The organism is Hydrogenophaga sp., assembly GCF_051007235.1.
Classification (GTDB): domain Bacteria; phylum Pseudomonadota; class Gammaproteobacteria; order Burkholderiales; family Burkholderiaceae_C; genus Hydrogenophaga.
Genome location: NZ_JBPCSJ010000483.1, coordinates 1 through 7928, shown reverse-complemented (window position 1 = coordinate 7928; position 7928 = coordinate 1). Strand labels below are relative to the sequence as shown.

Below are 7928 nucleotides of genomic sequence, written 5' to 3'. Positions count from 1 at the left end.
ACACCGGCCGGGTGGTCGCGCAGCCAGGCGTCGAAGCGCATAGCCTGCAACGCGTTGAGCAGCAGCAGCAGGCCGGCGTGGGCGCTGGGGGCGGCATCGGCCAGCCAGGGCAGGGCGTTGGGGACGCGCAACCGTTGAGGCCGGCGGGCGTTGGGGATCTCTGCGATATCCAGCCCGGGGACGGCTGCACGCGGGGCGGGCGACCCGTCTGGAGGGCGCGCTCCGGGCGACTTGCCGGTGGGGGGCGCGTGTTGTGACGTGCTCGCTGGGGTGGTCGGGTTGCCGGGCGGGTGAGGTGGGCCGGTGTCTTCGGCGAAGGCGGACCGGGCAGGCGCCGTGGTGCGCGCGGTGGACCGCGGTGCTGGCGCTGCCAATGCTGGTGTTGCGGGCCCGGTCGCCGCGATGCGCGCATCTGGGTCGGTTGCCCTGGCGGCCTGCAGGGCCAGCACCTGCTCCACGTCACCCGGCGTGGGCGGCCTGTGCAAGGCGGGCGCCAGCCACAGCGCGGCCAACCAGGCCGTGGCCGCCGGCGTGACGGTACCGACCGGTGGCAAACGCCGGGCGGTGGTCCATACCGCCGCGGCGGTTTCGCTGGTGGGCGCATCGGGGGGGGTGCCCGCGTGGGTGTTGATCGGCGTCGGGGCGTCGGATGCGGTCTGCAGCTGTGCGCGCCACGCGTCCAGCGTGGCCGGGCTCAGCGCTTGCGCCAGCGCGATCAGGTCGCCGTCGGGCCAGCCGGTCAGCGCCTGGCCGGCGGCGTCGGGCGCTTCCTCGCGCAGCAGCGCCGCCACGCGGTCCGCCGGTTGGGCGGGCGGTGCCGGGGGCGTCAGCTCGGGCAGGGCCGCGGGCCAGAACCATTCGGCCGTGGGCTGCCCGCTGGCCACGCGCTGCAGCCAGGCCAGCCGGGCATCAAAGCGCGAGGCGAAATACACCGCCGGGGCCTGAGCGGCCTGTGGGTGGTGGTGCGGCAGCGCCTGGGTGGCCAGTGCGCGCCAGGCGGCTTCGAGCGCGCGGGCCAGCTGCACCGGGCTGGTGTGGTGGGGCAGGTGCTGCAGCTGCAGGCGGCGCACCAGCACCAGGCGCCCGCAGTCGCCGAAATCGGCGGTGGCCAGCGCGTCTTCCAGTGCGCTGCGCAGTGGCGCCGCCGCGTCGGCTGGGCCGGTGTGCAGCGTGGCGCGCTGCACGATGCGCGCCCGCGGCCCCAGGCGGCGGGCCTGTTCGATGCGCGCGGCGCTGGCGGTCATGAAGTGAACAGGCCCTAACGCACCTGGTGGCGCAGCCGCTCCACCTGCTGGGCGATGCGCCGCTCGGCCGCGGGCTCGGCGCTGTCGCGGCTGGTCTTGACCAAGGGCGCGGCACTGGACGGCACCGCGCTGGCGCGGGCCTGCTCGGCATCGGCTTTCTGGCGCGCCGGCGTGGACAGCGGCGTGCCACTCTGCACCTGCACGCGCAGGCTGCTGTCCAGCGTGAAGGCCGCGCCCGCCGGCGCCTCGACGATGCGCGCCGTGGCCGTGCCCGCGCCCAGGTCTTCGATCACGGCGCGCGCCAGCAGCGTTTGCGTGGCAGGTGCGTGCACCAGCACCTGCATGCCGATGCGGGTGGTGGCCGGGTCGATGGCGATGTCCAGCCGCGTGTTGACCACCGCCGGCACCGGGCGCTGGATGCGCGCGCTGATGATGCGTTTGACCGGCGCGTGGGCCGACAGCAGCACGCACACGCGCACCAGGTCGTTGATGGCGGCGTGGGCCGCGGCTTCGTCCACCACCTGGGCGAACAGCCAGTCCACCATGCGCTGCATCTGCCGCCAGGAGATGTGGTCCACCCCCAGGCTCTCGTCGCCGAAGCCGGGCAGCACGGTGAGCTGGCGCAGCGAAACGGCCGGGTCCAGCTGCGAGAACAGCTCGGCCCAGCGCAGCCGGGTGGCCGGCGGCACGGTGCACAGGGCTGCGTGCAGGCAGCTGGCCACGCCGCCCACGTCGTCCAGCAGGCCGGCGGCGGCCACGGTCACGGCGCGTGGCACGGTGCCGGCGGCGAACAGGTCGCGGATGTTGACGATGTGCTGCGCCGGCTCCACCGCCTGGCGCCAGCTGGCGGCGCTGAACTGGCTCAGCTGCAGCGTGGCCGCCTGCTTGGACTGCATCACCCGCAGGCTCTGGCGTTCGAAGGTCTGCACCAGCAGCTGGCCGGTGGCCGTGCCTTCGCCTTCGGTCAGGCCCAGCTGGCGGGTGGAGACGCTGTCCAGCCCGGTGGTGACCATGCGCAACTGCGCCTGGGTGACCACGCGTTCGAGGTCGACCACGCGGTCGAGCTGCACGAACACCTGCGAGACTGTGCGCAACCAACGCACCGGCACGTCGCGCAGGGTGTCGACCATGGCGTCCAGCTCGGGCGGCGGGGTGTGCGCCTCGCTGCGGCAGCGCGGCACGGGGTCGGCCACGTCGGCGGGCTGGGCGGCCAGCAGCGGCACGTCGCTCAGCGTCAGGGTCAGGCGCGGGCGGCGGAACACCAGGTAGGGCACGTGTTCGGCCAGGATGGTCTTGCGTTTCTGGACCAGCGCGTCGATGCGGGCCTGCTCTTCGGCGCGCAGCGAGCGCGCGACCGACAGGTCGTGCCGCACCTCGGCCAGCCGCACCGAGAGCGCGTCCAGCGCCGACTGGATGCGCGCCGCCGCGCCCTGGATGCGGTCGCGTGCGGCCTTGGCGTCGGCCTGCAGGCGGCGGTAGTCCTCGGCGCGCAGCTCCACCCCGCGCAAAAAGCGGATGGTGTTGTCGATGGCGTCGATGCCGCGGCGGAAGTACACCGCCTCGTGCTTGTCGTCGCCTTCGTCCTGCGCGTCACGGTCGATCAGGCCGCCCGCGAGCAGGTCCTTGGCGGTCAGGTCTTTCTGGTCTTCCGTGCCGTAGCCGTAGACCTTGAGGTCGTCTACCACCAGGCCGGTGGCGGCCAGGCCGGTGAGGCCGCCGACCACGAAGTCGTTCTTGGCCTTGGCCGCGGCGTTGCTGGACACCACCGAGGCCGGCAGGGTGAAGCGTTCGGCCACGGTGACGGTGTTGTACGTGGCGCCGATCAGGCTTGCACCCACCACGTCTTTCACGGCGGGCGGGGCTTCCACGCTGAGCTGGCTGCCGCGCACCAGGCCCAGGCCGGCGGCGGCCTTCACGCTGACGGTGGGCGCGATCTCCACCGTGCCGGCCGTGAGCAGTTTTTCGTTGAGGCCTGTGTCGGTGATGGCGGTCAGGTTGCTGCCGCTCGCACCGGTGTCCAGCGTGATGCGGTCGGTGTTGCCCCCGGTGGTGAGGGTGCTGGGCGCCGGGCTGATGGCGGTGGTGACCGCGGTGATCTTGGGTGTGATGACGGCGCCGCCGAACAGGCTGGTGTTGGTCTTGCCCAGCACGAAGGAACTGCTGGCCGGGGCCGACGAGGCCACCGTGGTGGCGATGGGCGTCTTGGCCAGCAGGGTGCTGCTGCGGGCGGCGGGCGCTGTGGGTGGTCCGCTACGGGGCTGGGCAACGGGCGTGCGCGGCGCAGAGAAGTCCGGCGGGGCCACGGCGGCGGCGCTGAGCCGGCTGAAGTAGTCGCTGAATTCCTTCTCGGTCGCGGCCGGGTTCTCGTTGCGTTTGACCAGTTCGGCCGCGGCCGGTGAGGTGAGGAAGCGCCCCGCATCGGCCACGCCCAGCACGCTCTGGCGCAGCCGGAAGATGTCGGTGCGCGCGCGCAGAAAGCCCATGTCGATGTGGTCGCCCGCGGTGCGGATGCGGCCGTCGAGCCGGTTGATGAGTTCTTCCAGCCCGCCGTCCACGGTGCGCGGTGGCGTGGCGGCGGTGCGCCCGGTCTTGGGTTCACCCAGCTCCACGGCCAGCGCGCCCGACTGGAAGTTGGCCCAGTTGTTGAGCAGCTGGTCGAGCTCGCTCACATGGCGCGTGTGGGGTCGCGCCGCGGCGTTGAGCGTCGCCGGTACAGGCTCGATCGGCAGGCCGTGGCTGGCGTCGGCGTCGGCCACGCCGGTGTCGCCCTGGGTCTGCCAGGTCCAGCTGCCGGTGGCCAGGGCGCCGGGGGGCAGGGCGTCGCCCACCCAGCAGGTTTCGGTGCCGTTGGACGCCTTGCCCGCGTGGCCCCAGGTGGCCTGGCAGGCGCGTTCGCCCGCGACCAGGGTGAACACCAGTCCGTCGATGCGGCGCCCGCCCAGGCCCGCGCGCGACATGGGCACGGCCAGCCGCGTCCACACGCCGCTGGCGGGCAGGTCGCCCACGCGGTCGCCCAACACACCGCTGGCGTCGGCCGATACCAGCGAGCCCCACACAAAGGGCTGCGTTGTCACCGCCGGGGTGTTGAGCGCGTCGCTGATCAGCGGCTGCACCGCGATGCGCTGCGCCGCGCCGTCCAGCCGCACGAACACGATCAGCTCGTCGCTGGCCTGGAAGTCCAGCGGCAGGTGGGCGCCGGTGAAACCGTGCTGCTCCTGAAAACGCGCCTCGGCGTGGGCCACGTGCACGCGGTGGAAGGCCATGGCGTCCAGCGCGCCGGTTTCGTCGGGCAGGGCGTTGGGGTCGTCCTGCGGGTAGGCGGGCAGGTTGCCCACCACCGCTTGCACCAGCAGGTCGTGGCGGCGGCGCAGGCCGTCGCGCCGGGTCAGCAGCTGCAGCCGCTCGGTGCTCAGGCGCTGGATCTCCAGGTCGAACAGCGTGTGAACCGCCAGGTCCAGCTTGAGCAGCTCGGGGTCGTAGTGGCGCGCCGGCACCGGCACCAGCAGCTGCACCTGGTCGCGCAGCGACAGGTTGTAGGGCATGAGGGCCGACGACTCGGCGATGAGCGCGTCCACCATGTCGATGGGCACCGGCTGCGCCTGCACGTCGAACTGCGCCGGGAACAGGCTCTGGCGGCCGGTCAGGAAGTCGGCCACATCGCGCGGCACCACGCCGGCCGGGGGCAGCCAGTCGAACTGCTGTTGCAGCGCGCTGGCGTGGCGCTGGTCGGCGGGCAGCTCGGCCAGGTGTTCCAGCAGCTGCGACACGCGGGCCTGCCACAGCACATCATCGCCCGACCAGGGCACCAGCGCGCTGCGGTTGCGCCGCCCGCCGCCTTGGCGGGCCACGCTGGCCCCGTCGGCAAACACCGGGCGGAAGTCGGCGTCAAAGGCCACGATGGCCAGCGGCACGCCCAGCGCTTCCCAGGGCCAGGGCTGGCCACGGCTGCGCTGCAGGGCGGCCTGTGCGGCATCGGCGTCGAGCTGGGCCGGGCTCCAGCCGGCGCGTTCGCGCCAGGCGCGCAGCGACCGAGCTGTGCCCATCGACAGGCGCTCGCGTTCGGCGTTGAACACCGCGTAGGCCAGGCGGTTGCGAAAGCGCGCGTCCAGCGTTTTGCCGTCGCCGCTCCAGGGCGGCAGCGGCCGGTCGGCCGGCCAGGGCGACCACATGAGCTGCAAGCCGTCTTCCCACGCCGCGCCCTGACTGGTACTGGTGTCGGTGGCGTTGGCGCACGCGCCTGTCTGCTCGCCCGAGCGGTCCAGTGCGATGCTGCGCGGCACCGCCACCAGCACCATGGCGTGGGGTAGGTAGCGCGCGCCGTCCAGTTCGTCGAGCACGCGGCGCAGCGGCACCTGGCGCTGCAGGCCCGACAGGCGGGCCCAGGCGCTGGCATCGGCCAGCCGGCCCTGCAGGGCCTGGTCCACCAGCGGCGAGGCCACGCAGATGGCGTCGTGCCGGATGTGCAGCGGGTAGGCCAGCTCCACGTCCTGCCCGTCGGGTGCGATGGCGTGGCCCGGCATCAGCACCAGCGTGTCGCCTTCCACGGCCAGCGCCAGCCCGTCCACGATGCCCGGCGCCACCGCCTGCCCCAGGCGCATCGCGTCGGCGATGCGGCCCAGCTGCTCGGCGATCAGCGCGGTGTGCGTCAGCGAGCGCTGCGGGAACAGGTTCAGCCGCTTGCGCAGCGGCGGCCCGCCGGCCGCGCTGGCCGGGTAGGGCCCCAGCGCCGGCAAGGTGGCCAGCACGTGCTCGCCGGCCACCGGCGTTTCGATGCCGCGCAGGATGGTCATGTCGGCCTCCGCAGAGCCGCCTCAAGGAGGCCGAAGCCCCCTCGGGGGGCAGCGAGTGAAGCGAGCGTGGGGGCTGTCATGTCGTCCCCCCTGGCAGGCCGGCGAGCCGCGCGAGCTGTTTTGCCGGGTCGGCCGAGGCAGCCGCGTCGCGCAGCTGCACGGCAAAGCCCGCTTGCTCGCTCACCGGCAGCGCGCGGATGGCCACGTCCAGTTGCGGGGCCACGCCGCTGTCCGCCACCGCCTGCACCAGCTTGGGGTCTTGCAGGTCGGCGCGGGTGGCCTCGTCGGCGGCCTGTGCAAGCGCGTCGAAGCCTTCGCCCAGGCGTGGGTCGCCAAAGCGGCGGGCGATGTCCAGCACGTCGTCGTGGCCCAGGCCTTCCTCCTTGCGTTCGTCGGCCCGCTGGCTGAGGGCGCTCAGGGCGCTGCGGCGCAGCAGGTCGGACGTGGCCAGGCGCTTGTCGGCCAGCGTGGGCGAGACGGCCAGCCGCGACGAGGCCAGCAGGTTGGCGGTTTCGGCCCGCGCCAGCGAGGGGATGTTGGCGGTGATGGCGTTGAAGCGGGTGAGCAGGCCGTCGGCGCGCAGCCGCACGTTCACTTCCTGGTCGATGGCGGCGGCGTTGCCGGCCAGCCGCAGGGTAGCGCTGGAGATCTCGGCCGTGTAGGGCAGCTGGCGTTTGCGCAGGTACCAGAACATGCCGCGCCCCTGCGCCGCGCCGGCCAGCTGCGCGCGGGCGGCGTCGATGGCGGTTTGCCAGGCCAGGGCCAGCGCATCGGGCGCCAGCACGCCCGGCAGCGTGGGTCGCACCAGCACGGGCGGTTGCGCGATGCGGATCAGCGACTCCAGCGGCGAGCGCTTGGCCACCAGCCCGGCCGAAGCCGAGCGCACCGGCGTGACCACGCTTTGCAGCGTGCGCTTGTGCGCTTCGAGCACCTGGCGCGTGACCGGCGCGACGATGAGGATGGACAGGTGGTCCAGGTCCTCGTCGCCGGCGCGCAGGTCGATGGGCGGCAGCGCCAGCGACTCCTGCACCAGCGCGGCCAGTTCGTCGCTGGGGATGAAGGCGAATTCGCAGTCCACCTGCGGCGGGAAGTAGCTCTGCAGCAGTGTGAGCTGGCCCAGCTGCTGTTCAAAGCGCAGGGTGGACGCGGGCATGGGCCCCACGGGGGGCAGCGCCTCGAACTGCCGCACCGCGGCAAAACCGGCCTGCACCGCTGCGGTGTCCACGTCGTCCAGGTGGTCCTGGTGCTGCTGCAGCCAGGCTTCGAGCAGGGCGCGCGGGCGTTGGGCCAGGCCGGCGGCCAGGGTGGATTCGGTGCCCACTTCGCGCCGCACCATGTAGACGTCGAGCCAGCGCAGGGCACCGCCTTCGAGGCAGAGCATGGCCAGGGGCAGGGCCTCCTGCAACACGCCGGCCTGCTGGCGGTCGAAGAACACCTCGCGGGCCACGCGGGCGCGCTTGGCGCTGGCGTTCTCCACGCCCGAACGGTCCGGGTAGGGGATGAGGGTGATGGCGGTGGCTTCGATGATGTCGCCGTCGCGCACGGTGCGCTGGCCATCCAGCGAGGTGGGGTAGGCGGTGGTCGGGGTGGCGCTGAACTCGATCGGCCGCAGCGCCAGCACGAACAGGCCCGAGCGGTTGACCGCGCCCGCGCCCGGGAGCACCTTCACGCCCAGTTGCACGTCCAGTTCGGTGGACTGCGGCAGCGCTCCGAGCTGGACGGTCTGACGCGTGTCGACGTTGACCAGTGCACCCGTCGGCGTGATGCCGACGCCCGGTTCGATCACCAGCGTGGGGCTGTTGGACGCGGCCTGCGTGCCCAGCCCCACCATGAGCCCGCGGACCACGCCGGCACCGATGGCCTGGGCCAGGTCCGACTGGCGGGCGCGGATGTA

2 protein-coding genes and 1 pseudogene are annotated in these 7928 nt (G+C 73.3%); all 3 read right to left on the bottom strand.

Going from position 1 to position 7928, the window contains the following annotated elements; genetic code table 11:
- A pseudogene (locus tag ACR2JA_RS17095) lies at positions 1-1244 on the bottom strand (hypothetical protein); the annotation flags it as partial.
- Between the two features lie 14 nt (positions 1245-1258).
- The gene (locus ACR2JA_RS17090) at positions 1259-6034 is read right to left on the bottom strand and encodes a hypothetical protein (RefSeq protein ID WP_434010276.1); all 4776 of its coding nucleotides are present in this window, start codon (positions 6032-6034) and stop codon (positions 1259-1261) included.
- Positions 6035-6110: 76 nt separating this feature from the next.
- Positions 6111-7928: hypothetical protein (locus ACR2JA_RS17085; protein WP_434010275.1), on the bottom strand; the 1818-nt coding region annotated here is incomplete at its 5' end.